The following is a 17,392-nucleotide window of genomic DNA, read 5'->3' on the forward strand; positions in this document are numbered from 1 at the left end:
CATTCCCTTTACATTGATAAGATTAATTAATGTTTTTTCGCTTAAATATGGAGTGATGATAGAAATAAATCGTAGTTTATGATGAAAAATCGGATAGAAAATTTTATATCCATAATTGATCGGTAGTTTTACGGATATAAGGTTCTTATCTACGGATCTAATAGTGTACCTCGAATAAAATGCCTCCTATGTACATTTTCATCATAGTTGTATATTTCTAGAGGACACAGCAAACTTATCAGTTTTGTATGGACAAAAAAAAATAAACCTTTCAAATGAAAGGTTTAAAAATTTTCCATCGTATTAGAAGTAATTGATTTTGGAGCATATGGAGGACAAACTTGCAAAATGCTCTTTAACACTTCGGTCCCTTCCTCATTTTCCGCTCTAACGTTCATATGCACAATATGCTTGTCTCGATTTACTTCAGTGATTTCAAATAAAAAGGTTAATTTCGAATAATGATAAACAGGTTTAATGAATGTAAAACTGGATTCCACGATAGAACTACCAGGACCCGGTAAATATTTTGATACAGCAGATGTCACCATTCCCATTAACATTACTTGAGGGACGACTGGCTTTTTGTATGGTGTCAATGTTGCATAATCGTGTTGAATGAATAATGGGTTATTGTCATTCGTTAAGCCTAAATACAAAAGAAGATCTTTATCTTCGATCGTTTCTTGCATCTCTAATTTTTCACCAGCTTGAATCTCATCTATTTTTCTTCCAAGTTTTCGTTTTTTTCCGATCAGCATTTAATGACCCCCCTCTTGATGATAACGCTTTCATTATTAACAGGAGAAAAGATTCGGGAATTTGCCCGAATCTCTCACACACTCTTCACACACTTATGCTAATACTTTCATAACTGATTTAACAGATTCAGCCGATTGATCAAGCGCTGCTTTCTCCTCTGCTGTCAGCTCAAGTTCAATGATTTCTTCTAGACCGCCACCGCCAAGAATCGTTGGAACGCCGAGACAGATACCATCATATCCATACTCACCTTCTAGGAAGGCGATTGAAGGAAGCACTCTTCGTTGGTCTTTAACGATCGCTTCTACCATCTCAACCAAGGAAGCAGCTGGTGCATAATAGGCAGATCCGTTACCTAATAGATTAACGATTTCTCCCCCACCTTTACGCGTGCGCTCAACAATTGCATCTAAACGCTCTTTAGAGATTAATTTTTCTAACGGAATTCCCCCTGCATAAGAGTAGCGTACGAGTGGAACCATATCATCTCCATGGCCACCAAGAACAAAACCAGTAACATCTTTTACTGATACGTTAAGCTCCATAGCAACAAAGGTACGGAAGCGTGCTGTATCTAAGATTCCAGATTGTCCAATTACACGGCTTTTAGGGAAACCAGATTCCTTTAATACCGTGTAAGTCATCGCATCGACTGGATTAGTTAATACGATAATCGTGCAATCAGGAGAATGTTTAACGATCTCTTTCGTTACGCTCTTCATGATTCCAGCGTTGGTGTTCACGAGGTCATCACGGCTCATTCCAGGCTTACGAGCAATTCCTGCTGTTATAACCACTACATCAGATTCAGCTGTATCTGCATAGTCGCTAGTACCGGTAATAGACGCGTCAAATCCTTGAACAGGACTTGCTTCCATCATGTCGAGCGCTTTACCTTTTGTAGGGTTCTCCATTTGAGGAATATCAACTAAAACTACATCCCCAACTTCTTTTTGTCCTAAGATAAAAGCCGTTGTTGCTCCTGTAAATCCTCCACCAATAACCGAAATCTTTTTTCGTTTGTTAGCCATGTCTTTCCCTCCAGGAACAGTTTTAATAAGCATAAATGATGTTGAGAAAACCCCTTATAAAAAGGGGTCAGTTAGATTACATGTTTTTGATTAGTTCGTCAGCAAACTCAGAACATTTAACTTCTGTAGCGCCGTCCATTAAGCGTGCAAAGTCGTAAGTAACAACCTTACTCGCGATTGTGTTTTCCATAGAAGAAAGTACTAATTTAGCAGCTTCTCCCCATCCTAGATGTTCAAGCATCAACACACCTGAAAGAATAACAGATGATGGGTTTACTTTATCAAGACCAGCATACTTTGGAGCAGTACCATGAGTTGCTTCAAAGATTGCATGTCCTGTTTCGTAGTTGATGTTAGCACCTGGTGCGATACCGATACCACCAACTTGTGCAGCAAGAGCGTCAGAGATGTAATCTCCATTTAAGTTCATCGTAGCAACTACATCAAACTCAGCTGGACGAGTTAAGATCTGTTGTAAGAAGATATCAGCGATAGAATCTTTAACAATGATCTTACCTGCAGCTTCAGCATCTGCTTGTGCTTTGTTTGCAGCATCTTTTCCGCTTTCTTCAACAATGCGGTCATACTGAGCCCACGTGAATACTTTATCACCAAACTCAGCTTCAGCTAACTCATAACCCCAGTTCTTGAAAGCACCTTCTGTATATTTCATGATGTTTCCTTTATGAACAAGCGTTACACTCTTACGTCCTTCGTTGATTGCATACTGAATCGCTGCACGAACTAGACGCTGTGTACCTTCTGAAGAAACCGGCTTAATACCGATACCTGAAGTTTCAGGGAAACGAATTTTGTTAGCTCCCATTTCATCTTGTAGGAATTGAATCAACTTTTTAACTTCATCAGATCCACTTGCATACTCGATACCAGCATAGATATCTTCTGTATTCTCACGGAAAATAACCATGTTTGTATCTTCAGGGCGTTTTACTGGTGAAGGCACACCTTTGAAGTATTGAACTGGACGAAGACAAGTAAATAGATCCAACTCTTGTCTTAAAGCAACGTTTAAAGAACGGATTCCTCCGCCTACTGGCGTTGTTAAAGGTCCTTTAATCGCAATTATGTAATCGCGAATCACATCAAGAGTTTCTGCAGGAAGCCATTCACCTGTTTGGTTAAACGCTTTTTCTCCTGCTAATACTTCTTTCCAAACGATTTTTTTCTCACCGTTATATGCTTTTTCAACAGCAGCTTCTAATACACGTGAAGCAGCAGCCCAAATATCAGGACCCGTTCCGTCACCTTCGATAAAAGGGATCACCGGTTGATTTGGTACGTTTAATACACCATTGTCGACTGTAATACGTTCTCCGTTAGACATTTCTAAATTCCTCCTAATTCTTGTATTGCATGTACTATACTAGTCTACTAAAAAACATAGGGAAAAGAGAAGAAGAATCCCTTCTCTTTTTGTGATATAACCTATCCTTTTTATATTATCTTTGTTCTAAAGCAACATATTGCTGCATGTCAGGTCCGATATATTCAGCACGAGGGCGAATTAGACGGTTGTTTTCGTATTGTTCTAAGATATGTGCAATCCAGCCAGAAACACGGCTGATCGCAAAGATCGGCGTGAATAGGTCATGATCGATACCTAAGCTGTGATAAACACTTGCAGAATAGAAGTCTACGTTTGGCAGCAAACCTTTCTTCTGCTTCAGCGTATCATCAATCTTAACGCTCATCGTATACCATTTTTCTTCACCTGTGATAGATGTTAGCTGTTTAGACATTTCACGCAAATGTTTTGCGCGTGGATCTCCGTTCTTATAAACACGGTGACCGAAGCCCATAATCTTTTGTTTGTTCTCAATCGCGTTGTCCAAGTAAGATTCTACGTTTGCTTCTTCACCGATCTCAGAAAGCATCTTCATAACTTGTTCGTTTGCTCCACCATGAAGTGGTCCTTTTAAAGCACCGATCGCAGCTGTAATTCCTGAATAGATATCAGAAAGAGTAGCCACACAAACACGTGCAGTGAACGTGGATGCATTCAGCTCATGGTCAGCATGTAAAACTAATGCTTTGTTAAAAGCTGTTTCAGAAATTTCATCAGGCTCTTTACCTGTAAGCATATATAGGAAGTTAGCTGCATAGCTAAGTTCTTTTTTAGGAGCAATCGGATCTTTTCCTTCCCTAATGCGTGCAAATGCCGTTACGAGTGATGACATCTGAGCTTGAAGACGGATGGCTTTTTTGTAGTTTCCATCTGTAGACATATCCTCTGCTTCTGGATCGTACATCGCTAATGTCGACACGATTGTACGCAATACAGTCATAGGATGTGTATTCTTCAAAGGAAGCGATTTCATTTGTTCCAACAATTCTGCAGGCAGCTCACTAGCCTCAGCAAGTTCTGATTTAAAAGATTCTAGTTCAGATTGGGAAGGCAGTTTACCATTCCAAAGCAAGTATACAACTTCCTCAAAAGTTGCATGTTCAGCTAAGTCATCAATGCTATATCCTCTATAGGTTAATACATCGTCAATGATAGAGCTGACAGAAGATGTCGTTGCAACAATTCCTTCTAATCCTCTTGTAGCTGTCATGGCTATCTCTCCTTTTTTTCTGTTATTCTCTCTTCTCCTTTAATTGTTTCACTTTTTAAAAAATAGAAAGAGCTTACATTTTCCTTGTAATAAAAAAGCTGGATTCAAGGTTACATTCCCAACTTTTTTAATCTCGAAACTGAGACTTGAAAAATGAAAGACTATTTAAAGGAAATGGGACATACATATCAATTATAAACAATAATCTGATATTTGTGAACGGATATCACTTAATTCGTGCCGAAACCGTCATGAACCTGAAAACAATCCTACTAATTTCATGGCCATATAAGCGATTCCTGCTCCGATCAATGGCCCAACAGCCACTCCTTGAAATAGAGCAACAGCAAGGATCGTTCCTAAGACTAAAGCTGCCGTAATATGAGGATCATTCTGAAGCAGATGAAGTCCTTTACTTGCGATCACTGCAACGAAAATTCCAGATAGTAAAGCCACCCACGCATAATATGAACGCAATGAATCAGACAACTGTTTAAATCCTATCTCACCGGATGCTATCGGTACTAATACGGCAATCGTTATGATCGTCACACCCCAATTTATTCCTTTTTGCTGAATAGCAGGAAACCATTTGTCACCCATACCGGTAAATTTTAACACTAACAAAAATGCCACTGCGACGATTAATGATTGATTTTTTGCAAGTAAGCCAATAATCAATAACCCCAATAAAAAAAGTAAAGGTCCCATAGTTTCATTCCTTTCTCAAAGATGATATGTACTGAAAAGGCAGGTGAAAAATTTGTATGCTGAACTAACACATCGCTTGTTGCGTATAGGATTTATTCTATTCCTCGCTGTTGCCCTTATTTTTTCTGGCTATTATGTTTCCGCTATTCTTTATCCATTCATTGCAGGCGCAATCATAGCACTGATGATCAATCCTTTTGTAGACTTTATCGTGGATCGATTCAAAGTGAATAGAGCTCTAGCCGTCATTCTTTCTATATTAGGCCTTTTAGGTGTCATTGTCTTGTTACTAACCTTGCTGATTCAAGAGATGATGACTGGTTTTGCCTATATTGCACATGAATTGCCCGCATATATTCAAGAGCTGGTCTTTTATTTTGAACGGTCTTTTAAAACGAACGTTCTTCCTTTATATCAAGATTTACTCTCCATCTATAGCAAATTGGGAACGGATCAGCAAGAAACGGTAATGGATAATATCGAGAAGATCGGAACAGGTATTACCACAAATGCTTCCAGTATGACACAGGCCGTGATTAATAGTGTCTCTCTAATGATCGTAAGTCTTCCAACTTTTTTAACGGTTTTTATTTTTTCACTTCTCGCTGCTTTCTTTATTAGTAAGGATTGGTATCGTCTAACAGGATTCCTTAACGCGCTCTTCCCTGAAAAGTTAATCCATACTGTCACAACCGTATATGTAGAACTCCGAAAAGCTTTATTTGGCTTTTTAAAAGCTCAGTTAACCTTAATCTCTATAACAGCTTGTATCGTATTAGTAGGTCTCTTGTTGATGCGTATTGACTATGCTGTAACCATATCTGTACTGATCGGAGCGATCGATCTGCTACCATACCTTGGGACAGGTGCTGTTTTTCTGCCGTGGATCGCTTACTGCTTCTTAACAGGAAATTACACGCTAACGATCGGACTATCCATCTTGTATGGTGTTGTCGTTATTCAGCGACAGATCATGGAACCAAAGCTTCTATCACAAACGATCGGACTTGATCCTCTCGCGACACTAGTTTCTTTATTTGCTGGATTCCAGCTTCTAGGGTTTATCGGCCTTATCATCGGGCCTGTTATCCTAGTTGTAATTCGTGCGCTGTATGAAGCAAAGTTCTTTCATGAGCTCTATCAATTTGTTATGAAGCCTATACACAAATAAAAGAACGGATGCTCTAAGTGAGCATCGTTCTTTTTGTTTGATTGTTTTCATGTTCATTGTTGCTTTTGAAAGTAGTCGATTTCCATTACAGGCTGCTCGCTTTCCGCGGGGCAGGCGGTGAGCCACTTGCCGCTTTGCGCCTTTAAGTGTCTCACCTGCCCACCTGTCCCGCAGGAGTCTCGCACCTTTCACTCCAATCAACGGTCAAAGAAGAGTAAACAAACAGACTTGAAAGCAAAAATCGTTTAGAAAACAGCCTCATATGATTTACAATGTTGACTCTGTCAGTAACTAGTAACTCTACCTTCTTTTTATGAAGTAAAACTGTCCTGATTGCATCTTTTGGAAGAGTTTTGCTTTCATCCACAACTTCACAGGCTTTCTTAGTGGAGGGATAAGTAAGAAGAACCCTAGAATGTCGGTTAGAAATCCAGGTGCTAAGAGTAATGCTCCACCGACTAGGATACATGCCCCATCAAGAACTGCCTCTCCTGGCATCTGTCCGCTCTCAAGTTGCACCTTCACACGTTGAAGGGTTTGTACACCTTCTCTTTTTGCTAAATAAGCGCCTAGTATACCCGTTATAAATATCCCAGCAATCGTCGCTGGAATTCCTATATATTGTCCAGCCAGTATAAAGAGTCCTACTTCGATGGCAGGAATAAGAATAAAGATCGGTAAAAGCTTACGAAACAAATAAACCACCGCTTTCATTAAACATGTAATAAGGAATCAAGCCTATTCCTTTTTTACGAATCAAAAAAGAGAAGGTTTCACCCTTCTCTTTTCGTATCATTAGATAACGTTCTTTCTTCCGTCATAGATGTATCCAACAGAAGCATCAATCGTAATCTCTTGTCCATCTTTAAAGATTTCAGTTGCATTTTGTAAGCCAACGATAACCGGAATACTTAGTGATACTCCACATACAGCAGCATGGCTTGTTAATCCGCCTTCTTCTGTAATAACAGCAGATGCTTTTTCGAACGCACCAATCATGTCACGGTCAGTTCCTACCGTTACTAGAATTGCACCTTCAGTCATCTTATCCATCGCTTCTTGAGCTGTTTTAGCTACAACTACTTTTCCTGAAGCAGATGATTGTCCGATTCCTTGAGCTTTAGCAAGCACATCACCAATGATGTGGACCTTCATTAGGTTTGTAGATCCAGATTCACCTACTGGTACACCTGCCGTGATCACAACAAGGTTTCCGTGTTGAACAGCTTCTGCTTTAAGCGCTGAATCAATTGCAATTTGGAACATTTCATCTGTTGTTCCAGCTTTTTCACCTTTAACTGGTGTTACTCCCCAAACAAGTGCAAGCTTACGGCAAACATCTTCGTTGCTTGTTACTGCGATAATAGGAGCTTTTGGACGATATTTTGAAATCATGCGAGCTGTTTGACCTTTTTCAGTAGCAGTAATAACTGCATCTGCATCTAGGTTAAGAGCTGTAAAGGAAACAGATTGAGAGATCGCATCTGTAATTGTCGTTTTGCTCTCTTTGCTTCTTGAAGATAATAATGTTTTATAGTTCAACGAGCTTTCTGCACGGCTTGCAATCTTATGCATGGTAAGAACCGCTTCAACTGGATAAGTACCAGCAGCTGTTTCACCTGATAGCATGATCGCATCAGTTCCGTCAAAGATCGCGTTTGCTACGTCACTCGCTTCAGCACGCGTTGGGCGCGGGTTACGTTGCATAGAATCTAACATTTGAGTTGCCGTAATAACTGGTTTTCCAAGCTCGTTACACTTCTTGATTAACATTTTTTGAACAAGAGGTACTTCTTCAGCCGGGATCTCAACACCAAGGTCACCACGCGCTACCATCAGACCGTCAGAAACAGCAAGGATCTCATCGATATTGTCTACACCTTCTTGGTTCTCAATCTTAGGTATGATTTGAATATGGTTTGCATTGTGTCGATCTAAGATCTCACGAATTTCAAGAACATCTGTTGCACGACGTACGAATGACGCAGCAATAAAATCAACACCTTGTTCAATGCCAAACTCGATATCTTTTGCATCTTTGTCTGTAATACCTGGAAGTTTTACGCTTACGTTAGGTACGTTTACACCTTTTTTGTTCTTTAATGTACCGGAGTTTAAGATCTTTGTAGTCAGTTCTTTTTCGCCGATCGCTGTTACCTCAAGTTCGATCAGTCCATCATCAAGAAGGATTCTTGATCCAACATGTACGTCTTCAACAAGACCTGGATAAGTTACAGAGATCTTTTTGTCGTTACCAACTACTTCTTCCATAGAAACGATCAATTCGTTTCCAGCAACAAGTTCAGCAACTCCGCCTTCAAGCGTTTGAGTGCGGATCTCAGGTCCCTTCGTATCTAAAAGGATCGCAACTGTTTTTCCAAGCTCTTTAGAAGCTTCACGAATGTTGATGATTCGTTGACCGTGCTCATCAAAGTCACCGTGTGAGAAATTTAGGCGGGAAACGTTCATCCCAGCATTCATTAATTCTTTTAACTTATCAATACTTTCGCTTGCCGGTCCTATCGTACAAACGATTTTTGTTTTGCGCATCATGTAAATGGCCTCCTGGTTTTCTTTTTTCGCAGAAAGGCATCGTAAGGCATCTGCAGTCAAACTGCAGCCGTACGATGCATTAGCAGATTATATGGATAATTCTTGTGATAATTTATACATTTGTTTATCTATTGAATGTTTTCTAGATAATACTTCTGTAATGTCATAATCAACAAGTTTGTTATTTTCGATACCTACTGTACGCCCAGCTTTACCTTCTAATAAAAGTTCAACCGCTTGCGCACCTAGACGGCTTGCTAGTACACGGTCAAAAGCTGTAGGGGAACCACCACGTTGGATGTGACCCAGAACCGTAACCCTTGTCTCGAAGTCTGTAAGCCTTTCGATCTCTTTAGCAACATCAACGCCGCTTCCACAACCTTCAGCGACAATTATGATACTGTGTTTCTTACCGCGCTCATGTCCTCGTTGCAGCTTTTGTACGACTTGATCCATTTTATGATCTTCTTCTGGAATGAGGATCGTCTCAGCACCATCTGCAAGACCAGCCCATAGAGCCAAGTCACCAGCGTCACGTCCCATTACCTCAATGATATAAGTACGCTCATGTGAAGTAGCCGTGTCACGAATCTTATCAATCGCATCGATAATCGTATTTAAAGCTGTATCAAAACCGATTGTAAAATCTGTACCCGGAATGTCATTGTCGATCGTACCAGGTACACCAATCGTTGGGTAACCTTGTTCAGACAATTTCTTAGCACCTTGGAAAGATCCGTCTCCACCAATAACGACTAATCCTTCAATACCGAATTTTTTCAACTGCTCGATACCTTTTTGTTGTCCTTCTGGTGTTTTGAACTCTAAACAACGTGCTGAATGAAGCATCGTGCCTCCACGGTGTATAATATCTCCAACAGATCCTAATTCTAGTTTCTTAATATTCCCCGAAATTAGTCCTGCATAACCATTGTATATCCCATAAACTTCTAAGTCATGGTAGATTCCTTTTCGAACAACCGCCCGAATCGCAGCGTTCATGCCTGGTGAATCGCCACCACTTGTTAGAACTCCTATCCGCTTCATGAAACATTTCACCTCTCTAGTTCTCTCGTCTTATTAAAATATCATGTTCAAATGTTGAACACAATAGACAACAATAGGCAAAAAAATGCGCCTTTCCCTAAGCAGAAAGGCACATTCCCTATTTAACAACAATGGAATCGTTTACAAACCCAAATTGTCCGATTTTTTTATATTTTTCATAGCGTTGATTTATGAGCTCTTCTTGTGACATTGACAGCAAAGAATGTAAAGAATCTTCCAAAACCTGGTCGATCAATTCTGCTTGATGCTTAGCGTCTTTATGTGCTCCGCCCTTAACTTCTTCAATAATCTCATCAATAATTCCTAACTCTTTTAAGTCTGGAGCAGTGATTCTCATAGATTCTGCTGCTTTCTTTGCCATTGAAGCGTCTTTCCAAAGAATGGCAGCTGCTCCTTCTGGAGAGATAACAGAATAAGTTGAGTTCTCGAGCATGTGTACGTAATTTCCTACACCTAACGCTAATGCTCCACCGCTTCCGCCTTCTCCGATCACAACACAAATAACAGGAACAGTTAACCCAGCCATCTCAACTAAATTACGAGCGATCGCTTCACTCTGTCCTCTTTCCTCAGCTGCTTTTCCTGGATATGCTCCCTTTGTATCAATAAAACAGATAATAGGTCTATTAAACTTCTCGGCTTGTTTCATTAAACGCAGTGCCTTGCGATAGCCTTCTGGATGAGGCATACCGAAGTTACGACGAAGATTTTCTTTCGTATCCTTTCCTCTTTGGTGTCCGATGATCGTAATAGGAAGTTCCTTATAAAAAGCTACTCCTCCAACGATCGCTTCATCGTCCCCAAAGAGACGGTCTCCGTGTAATTCAATGAAATCCGTAAAAAGATAGTTAATATAATCAAGGGTAGTTGGGCGTTCAGCATGTCTGGCAATTTGAACACGATCCCATGGCTTCATCTCTGAATACGTACTGTTTTCAAGGTTAGACAATTTTTCTTCTAGCCTCTTGATCTCGTCTGTTAAATCAATATCTTTCTCATCCATAAATGACTTAAGCTCTGCGATTTTTTTCTCCAGTTCGTGTATCGGTCTTTCAAATTCTAGTTCTGCTGCCATGCTTTACACCCTCCCTTCTGTATGAATCTTTACTAACGTACTCAATGTTTTCTTCATTTCACTTCTATGGATGACTCTATCTAACTGCCCGTGTTTTAATAAAAACTCTGCTGTCTGAAAATCATCCGGCAATTCCTGGCGAATCGTTTGTTCTATGATTCTTCTGCCAGCAAACCCGATCAAAGCCTTAGGTTCAGCAAAATTGTAATCACCTACAGATGCGAAACTTGCGGAAACGCCACCAGTTGTCGGGTGTGTCATGATAGAGATAAACAACAACCCTTTGTCACTCAAACGTTTAAGAGCTACACTCGTTTTAGCCATCTGCATCAAACTCAATACGCCTTCTTGCATTCTAGCTCCGCCAGATGCTGTAAAGATGATAAACGGTGTTTCTTGATCGATCGCGTGCTCGATCGCACGTGTGATCTTCTCACCTACAACAGAACCCATGCTACCCATTCTAAAGCGAGAATCCATAACCGCTAATGTTACATCACGGCCATCAATCTGACCGGCACCTGTAACAACGGCTTCATTAATTTTTGTTTTCTTTCGGTCACCTTCAAGTTTCTCAACATAATCTGGAAACTCTAAAGGATTTCCAGAAATCATGTCTGCATCATATTCTGTAAAGGTTCCTTCATCAATCAGAGCCGCTATTCGTTCTTGTGATGACATTGGATAATGATATTGACAGCCTTGACATACAAGTAAGTTTTTTCTTAACTCTTTTGTTACCATGATGTGCTTGCATTCTGGACATTTACTCATAATTCCTTCTGGAACGTCTTGTTTAACTTTACCAGTTGGTATCGTGGCATATTTTTTCTTTTTTACAAACAATCCTTTAATCATAAATGAATAACACCACCTATTCGATTGCGTTTAGAGCATCGTTTTGTTTTGATAACAAACTCGTCAGCTTCACAGCATCTTTTGATTGAAGAAGTGTCAGGACTTCCTCACAAAATGCTCGTGACCAGTACGAGTTTGCTCGTTGCAATGAAGACCCATAACCCGTTAGTTCTACATATAAACGATAAAGAAGATGATTGCCGCATGCTTGGATCACAATTTTTTCGAATTGTTTGCAAGCTCTATGAACTTGCTCTTGTTCGTTCGTATCCATCTGTTCAATAAGATTTGTCAGTTTAGAGATAGTGGCAGATTCAGCTCTGCGTACAGCAAGCTCCACACAGTCTTTAATAACAATATGTCTTGTTTCCTGAAGATCGTGTCTAGCTTTATTATCATTCAAGATGAACGAAGCTAGCACTTCAACGAGCCGGTGTCCGGTTGCTTCACGAATAAAGGTCCCTTCGCCTCTTCTTGTCTCGATCAGACCTAAAAGTTCTAGAGATCGCAGTGCTTCGCGAACAGATGACCTTCCAACCTTCAGGCGGTCACTCAGCTCCCTTTCAGATGGGAGCTTGTCACCCGCTTGAAGACCGTCCTCAACGATAATCGCTTTAATTTGTTTAAGAATTTCTATATATACTTTTTCGGTAGGCTGGACAGACATTCCTCTCTCCTCTACCGGTTTCATTCATCTTTTCCGATAATAGCTAGTTTCTTAGTCTTTTCAGCGATGTCTTCAGGATTCACACGAAGTCTTGCTACTCCCGTTTCCATAGCCGCAGTAGCTACAGCTGCAGCAACAGCAGGTGCTACACGCGGATCGAATGGTGCTGGAATTACATAATCCGCCGTCAATTCTACTGGGTTCACCAGATTTGCGATCGCATGTACCGCTGCAATCTTCATTTCCTCATTGATGTGTGTTGCACGAACATCAAGAGCACCGCGGAAAATACCAGGAAACGCTAACACGTTATTTACTTGGTTAGGAAAATCAGATCGGCCTGTTCCAATGACCATCGCACCTGCTTCACGCGCTTCATGTGGCATGATCTCAGGGTTCGGGTTAGCCATAGCAAAGATAATCGGTTCAGGGTTCATCGACTCAACCATTGATTTTGTTAATGCACCTTCTACTGAAACACCTACAAAAACATCTGAACCACTAATGACATCAGCAAGTGTTCCTTCTTGTTTCGTACGGTTTGTAAAGTTTGCTACTTCTTTTTTCACAGAGTTCATTCCGAATGGACGACCTTCATAGATCGCACCTTTTGTGTCGCACATGATGATATCTTTCACACCAAAACGATCTAGCAATTTAATAATTGCGATTCCAGCTGCTCCAGCTCCGTTAACAACGACCTTAATCTTAGACATTTCACGTCCTGTTAATTTAAGAGCATTTACGAGTCCCGCTAGCGTAACAATAGCTGTACCATGCTGATCATCATGGAAGATTGGAATATTCGTTTCTTTCTTTAATCGCTCTTCGACTACGAAACAATTCGGTGCTGCAATATCTTCTAAGTTCACACCGCCGAATGTAGGTTCAAGTAATTTTACCGTTTCAACGATCTTGTCCACATCTGTCGTATTCAAGCAGATTGGGAACGCATCAACGCCAGCAAAACTCTTAAATAGTACTGCTTTTCCTTCCATTACAGGAAGTGCAGCTTCTGGCCCGATATTTCCGAGACCTAATACAGCTGTTCCATCAGAAACAACAGCTACTGTGTTACCCTTCATCGTATAGTCATAGACTTTCGTTTTGTCATCATAAATATCTTTACACGGCTCTGCCACACCTGGAGAATATGCTAAGCTTAAATCTTTCGCGTTACGTACAGGTACCTTTGATTTTGATTCTAATTTCCCTTGATGTGTGCGGTGCATGTGTAGTGCTTCTTCTCTTAATGTAGACATTTTTTCATCTCCTAATGATTTTAAATTTAAGGTTGATAAGCCAATTAGGAGGTGGTCAGACCACTAATATTGACTCATCCATTATAACAAAAGTTAACAAGCTGTAAAGGTTTTTAATTTCTTCTAAATACGACATTACCCTCACCAATAACAGATTGCAATTCTAATAACAAGTTTTCGGAAACATTTACTTTTTGTGAAATCTGGACCTTTTGTCTATTCTCTTCATAGATCAAAACAACAGATGTAGAACCTTTAGATTCGTCGAAAATGGTCTTCATCGCATTCAGATGCTGAGACGACTGATGGTCTTTATCTATTTTAATAAATAGGGTCGGCTGCTCATTTGACTTTAGATCTTCGAGCAGTCTGCATTTATTCACAAGAATCTGCAGTGATTCGTTACGGTGCTCCACACTTCCTTCTATAAACAATTGTTGTCCTTTCTGAAGAAGAGAATGGTACGCTTCATAAACTTTCGGAAAAGCCACGGCCTCTATCTCACCACTTTCATCACTGATCGTCAGGAATGCCATGAGTTCTCCTTTTTTGGTTTTGATCGCTCGTACTTTGTCCACAAGAACACCTAGACGAACGGATGATTTTTTTTCTTTTAACTCATTGATGTTAACCGCTTTCCAGCTGATTAAGGTCGTTCGAAATCTTTGCAGCGGATGTGAAGAAAAGAAAAAGCCTAAAGCTTCTTTTTCAAACTTAAGTTTTTCGCTTTCTTGAAAAGATTGAACAGAAACATAGGAAGGTTTAGGCAAATTAATATCATCATCAAAAAGATACATCTGATTCTTTCGTGAAATTTCCTGAAACTCTTCACCATATTCAATCGCAGTTTCTAATGAAGCTAGCAACACTGCTCTATCTTGCCCCAATTCATCCAAAGCTCCTGCAAAAATTAATGATTCGAGTGTACGTTTATTCACAACTTTCTGAGGACAACGTGAACAAATATCGAACAGATCATGAAACGGTTCTTTTTGGTTCTCTGTCATCAACATCCTAATTGCATTGTAACCAACGTTTTTTATTGCCAACAGACCAAATGTGATAGTAGATCCGTTTGAAATAAAAATTTCACTGCCTTTTTTTATGGATGGTGGTAGAACAGGAATTCCTCTTTGCTCGGATTCTTTAATATATTGATTCACTTTATCATGATTCCCAATCACGCTTGAAAGCAGAGCCGCCATAAAGTAGGCTGGATAATTCGCCTTTAAAAAGGCAAGTTGATAAGCGATCACACTGTATGCAACAGCATGGCTCCTAGGAAATCCATAATCAGCAAAACGTACGATCAAGTCGTACAACGCATCTGCAGATTTTTCATCATAGCCTTGCTCTAGACACCCCGCAACAAAGTGTTGTCTCTCACGTAGAAGAATATCCCTTTTCTTCTTGCCTACTGCTCTCCTAAGCAAATCTGCCTCTCCTAGTGTGAAACCAGCAGCTTTTGTTGCAATCTGCATAATCTGTTCTTGATAAACGATCACACCATATGTTGATTGTAAAATCGGTTCCAGATCAGGGTGCATGTATTGCACAGTCTTCAGACGATGTTTGCCTGCAATATAGTCGGGAATATTCTGCATCGGACCCGGCCGATAAAGAGCATTCACCGCTACGATATCTTCAAACTCCGTCGGTTTAAGCTGCTGAAGAACTTTTCTCATCCCGTCAGACTCAAGCTGAAACACCCCAGTAGTATCACCTTTTGCAAGAAGATCAAATGTTTTAGCGTCGTTGAATGGAATATCATTCAGACTAATCTTCACATTTTCATTTTCTTCGATCGCCCATAAGATGTTTTCAATGAGCGATAAATTTCGCAAGCCCAAAAAGTCCATCTTCAACAGTCCTGCAGCTTCAAGCCATTCCATACTATATTGTGTAAGAGGTATACCGTCATGACCGGTTTGTAAAGGTACTTTTTGAACAAGTGGTGCTCCTGACAAGACTACGCCTGCAGCATGGGTTGATGCGTGCCTCGGTAAACCTTCAAGTGTCATTGCGATCTCAACTAGCTTTCTCACATCAGGTTCATTCTTGTACGCCTGTTGCAGGCCCGCTGATTCTTTCAACGCATTTTCCAACGTTATTCCTGGTCTAGATGGAATATTCTTAGCGGTAAGATCAATAAGGGCTGGAGCAAAATCCATTACTCTGCCCGAATCCCTTATCGCAGCTCTTGCAGCTAATGTTCCAAAAGTAATGATCTGTGCAACATAATCTGTACCATATTTACGCGCAACATAACTTAATACTTCATCACGACGGTTATCAGGAAAATCGATATCAATATCAGGCATCGTGATCCGTTCAGGGTTTAAGAAGCGCTCGAAGATCAGTTGATGATGAATAGGATCAACATTGGTGATCTTAAGGACGTAAGCGACTAATGAACCTGCTGCAGAACCTCTTCCTGGTCCTGTGATCATCTTTTCGTCGTGTGCAAATTTCATAAAATCCCATACAATCAAGAAATAATCTTCAAAGTTCATGCTTTTAATAATATTGAGTTCGTATGTTAATCGATCTTTGATTTCAGGTGTTATCGTTTCGTACCGATTTAAAAGTCCTTTATTGCACAGCTCTGTTAAATATTCATAGCTGTTCTTATTGTCAGGAACAGGGTATTTGGGCAAAGCGATGTTACCAAGATCAAGCTCGAGCGAACATCTTTCTGCCAGTTTGGACGTTGTATCCAGTGCCTCTTCAGCATGGGAAAATAGACGTTCTATTTCTGTTGGGGATTTAAAATAAAACTCATCGGTCTGCAGTTTAAATCGATCACGATTGTTTTTCTTCTCGCCTTGTTTGATGCAAAGCAGGATATCATGCGCGTCTGCATCCTCTCTTTTCATATAATACGTTTCATGCATACAAACGAGAGGGATGAGATATTTCCTTGAAAGGTTGTGCAATTGGAGATTTATTGTTTTCTCTATACCTGTATCATGATCTTCTATTCCAAGGTAAAAGCGGTCTTTAAAACACGATTTATAGAATTGAAGCATCCGATCTAATATTTGATCGTCAAGGTTTTCACGAGTAAGATACTGCTGAACCTCACCTTCTATTCCTGATGAAACAGCAATAAGGCCTTCAGCATGATTTGAGATTTCTTCATAAGAAAGAGGTGACACTTCACCGTCCAGCTTAGTCTGCATAAGCGTTGTGAGTTTTAATAGATTTTCATAGCCTTCTATGTTCATGGCATATAAAAGAAGTTTGTGGTGTGAACTTATCTTCTCTTTTGTATCTGCTTGATTTCTTCCAACTTCTGCTTCTAATCCAATGATAGGTTTGATGCCAGCTTTTACACAGGTTGTATAAAATTTTAATGCTCCATACATATTGGATTTATCTGTTAACGCTAACGAGGTATATCCAAGCTCTTTTGCATATTGAACAAGCTCTTCAATTCGACAAGAGCTTTCAAGAAGCGAGTATTCACTATGTATATGCAGTGGGACAAATCCCATACCATCACTTCCTTTACGCACCTGTTTGCATTCCATTATAGTACAGAAGTTCGCATGTGTTAATGAAACAGTTATGAATTACGAGCGATTATTCATTTTCACTCAAATTAGCATACACTTCATCTACTTCCCATACATTGATTAAGAGGGGAGGTTGTCTC

General features: G+C 40.1%; 14 protein-coding genes. 1 reads left to right on the forward strand and 13 read right to left on the reverse strand.

Annotated elements, in window-relative coordinates:
- Positions 1-284: 284 nt before the first annotated feature.
- The 5 genes from HU823_RS16035 to HU823_RS16055 all read right to left on the reverse strand — a co-directional run bounded on the left by HU823_RS16035 (position 285) and on the right by HU823_RS16055 (position 5,080).
- Positions 285-761 carry a MaoC family dehydratase gene (locus tag HU823_RS16035; protein WP_144698663.1) on the reverse strand — a complete coding sequence of 159 codons (477 nt, stop codon included), beginning with the start codon at positions 759-761 and terminating at the stop codon, positions 285-287.
- 93 nt (positions 762-854) lie between these two features.
- The gene (mdh, locus tag HU823_RS16040) at positions 855-1,793 is read right to left on the reverse strand and encodes a malate dehydrogenase (protein ID WP_066396759.1); all 939 of its coding nucleotides are present in this window, start codon (positions 1,791-1,793) and stop codon (positions 855-857) included.
- Positions 1,794-1,869: 76 nt separating this feature from the next.
- Positions 1,870-3,138, reverse strand: coding sequence for an NADP-dependent isocitrate dehydrogenase (gene icd, locus HU823_RS16045; RefSeq protein WP_066396762.1), 1,269 nt, complete (start codon positions 3,136-3,138; stop codon positions 1,870-1,872).
- A gap of 115 nt (positions 3,139-3,253) precedes the next feature.
- Positions 3,254-4,369 carry a citrate synthase gene (citZ, locus tag HU823_RS16050; RefSeq protein ID WP_144698661.1) on the reverse strand — a complete coding sequence of 372 codons (1,116 nt, stop codon included), beginning with the start codon at positions 4,367-4,369 and terminating at the stop codon, positions 3,254-3,256.
- 249 nt (positions 4,370-4,618) lie between these two features.
- A complete protein-coding gene (locus HU823_RS16055) occupies positions 4,619-5,080 on the reverse strand; it encodes a DUF441 domain-containing protein (protein ID WP_144698659.1) in 462 nt (153 codons plus the stop codon).
- Positions 5,081-5,132: 52 nt separating this feature from the next.
- On the opposite strand from HU823_RS16055, the gene ytvI reads away from it, so the two are divergent.
- Positions 5,133-6,251, forward strand: a complete 1,119-nt coding sequence (ytvI, locus tag HU823_RS16060) for a sporulation integral membrane protein YtvI (protein ID WP_231607507.1) — start codon at positions 5,133-5,135, stop codon at positions 6,249-6,251.
- A 300-nt stretch (positions 6,252-6,551) separates the two neighbouring features.
- Here the strand turns inward: ytvI and HU823_RS16065 are convergent, their stop codons facing one another.
- The 8 genes from HU823_RS16065 to dnaE form a co-directional block, all read right to left on the reverse strand.
- Positions 6,552-6,947 (reverse strand): FxsA family protein, encoded by a 396-nt coding sequence (locus HU823_RS16065; protein ID WP_144698655.1) that lies wholly within the window; start codon positions 6,945-6,947, stop codon positions 6,552-6,554.
- A 99-nt stretch (positions 6,948-7,046) separates the two neighbouring features.
- On the reverse strand, positions 7,047-8,801 hold the full coding sequence (gene pyk / locus HU823_RS16070) for a pyruvate kinase (RefSeq protein ID WP_137790652.1): 1,755 nt from the start codon (positions 8,799-8,801) through the stop codon (positions 7,047-7,049).
- Between the two features lie 90 nt (positions 8,802-8,891).
- Positions 8,892-9,851 (reverse strand): 6-phosphofructokinase, encoded by a 960-nt coding sequence (pfkA, locus tag HU823_RS16075; RefSeq protein WP_144698653.1) that lies wholly within the window; start codon positions 9,849-9,851, stop codon positions 8,892-8,894.
- A gap of 118 nt (positions 9,852-9,969) precedes the next feature.
- Complete coding sequence (gene accA, locus HU823_RS16080) at positions 9,970-10,947, reverse strand: acetyl-CoA carboxylase carboxyl transferase subunit alpha (protein ID WP_144698650.1); 978 nt, start codon at positions 10,945-10,947, stop codon at positions 9,970-9,972.
- A 3-nt stretch (positions 10,948-10,950) separates the two neighbouring features.
- Positions 10,951-11,805 (reverse strand): acetyl-CoA carboxylase, carboxyltransferase subunit beta, encoded by an 855-nt coding sequence (accD, locus tag HU823_RS16085; RefSeq protein WP_144698648.1) that lies wholly within the window; start codon positions 11,803-11,805, stop codon positions 10,951-10,953.
- A gap of 16 nt (positions 11,806-11,821) precedes the next feature.
- Positions 11,822-12,472: a FadR/GntR family transcriptional regulator gene (locus HU823_RS16090; protein WP_186320463.1), complete on the reverse strand. Its 651-nt coding sequence runs from the start codon at positions 12,470-12,472 to the stop codon at positions 11,822-11,824.
- A gap of 20 nt (positions 12,473-12,492) precedes the next feature.
- Entirely contained in the window at positions 12,493-13,734 is a 1,242-nt protein-coding gene (locus tag HU823_RS16095; RefSeq protein ID WP_066396784.1) for an NAD(P)-dependent malic enzyme, read from the reverse strand.
- Between the two features lie 113 nt (positions 13,735-13,847).
- A complete protein-coding gene (gene dnaE / locus HU823_RS16100) occupies positions 13,848-17,231 on the reverse strand; it encodes a DNA polymerase III subunit alpha (protein ID WP_144698642.1) in 3,384 nt (1,127 codons plus the stop codon).
- Positions 17,232-17,392 lie beyond the last annotated feature (161 nt).

Origin of the sequence: Fictibacillus sp. 18YEL24 (assembly GCF_015903855.1) — a bacterium.
Taxonomy (GTDB): domain Bacteria; phylum Bacillota; class Bacilli; order Bacillales; family Fictibacillaceae; genus Fictibacillus; species Fictibacillus phosphorivorans_C.